This is a genomic window from Actinoallomurus acaciae (genome assembly GCF_042429965.1).
Lineage (GTDB): Bacteria > Actinomycetota > Actinomycetes > Streptosporangiales > Streptosporangiaceae > Actinoallomurus > Actinoallomurus acaciae.
Window position 1 is genome coordinate 1 of sequence record NZ_JBHLZP010001139.1, and the last position, 980, is coordinate 980.

Annotated in this window: 1 protein-coding gene; it reads left to right on the forward strand. The window is 76.2% G+C overall.

The genetic code is table 11. The features are described from left to right. Positions 1-980, forward strand: a 980-nt coding sequence (locus tag ACFFNX_RS51140; protein ID WP_378213758.1) for an AMP-binding protein, incomplete at both ends; no start/stop codon positions are given.

Genomic DNA, 980 nt, shown 5'->3' on the forward strand with positions numbered 1-980 from the left:
AGCGGGTCGTGGCGCTGTCGCTGCCCCGCTCCGCCGAGATGCTCATGGCGATCCTCGGCGTCCTCAAGGCCGGCGCGGCCTACCTGCCGCTCGACCCCGCGTACCCGGTGGCACGCCGCGCCGCGATGACGGACGACGCCGCGCCCGTCCTCGTCCTCGACGAGGTCCTGCTCGGCTCGCTGCCCGGCGACGGCGACCCGCGCGACCTCACCGATGCCGACCGGCTCGCCCCGGCGCGGCCCGCGCACCCGGCGTACGTCATCTACACGTCGGGTTCGACGGGGACGCCCAAGGGCGTCGTGGTCACGCACCGCAACCTCGTCCACCTGTTCCACAGCCACCGGACCGACCTGTACGAGCCGGCCAGGGCCGCGACGGGGCGGCGGCACCTCAACGTCGGCCACGCGTGGTCGTTCTCCTTCGACGCGTCCTGGCAGCCGCAGGCGTGGCTGCTGGACGGGCACGCCGTGCACGTGGTCACCGAGGAGGTCCGCCGCGACCCGGAGCAGCTCATCGCGCTGATCCGCCGCGAGCGCCTGGACTTCCTGGAGCTGACGCCGTCGCACTTCGCGCAGCTCGCCGCCGCGGGCCTGATGGACGGGGGCCGCTGCCCGCTCGCCGTCGTCGGCGTCGGCGGCGAGGCCGTCGCCCCCTCCTTCTGGTCCGAGCTGGCGGCCCTGTCCGGCACCGAGGCGTACAACCTCTACGGCCCGACCGAGGCCACCGTCGACGCGCTCGTCGCCCGGGTGGGCGACAGCGACCGGCTGCTCGTCGGCCGGCCCGTCCACGGCGGCCGGGCGTACGTGCTCGACGGCGCGCTGCGGCACCTGCCGCCCGGGGTGCCCGGCGAGCTGTACCTGGCCGGCTCGGGCCTGGCCCGTGGCTACCACGGCCGCCCCGGCGTGACCGCGGAACGGTTCGTCGCCGACCCGTACGGGGCGCCGGGGGAGCGGATGTACCGCACCGGCGACCTGGTCCGC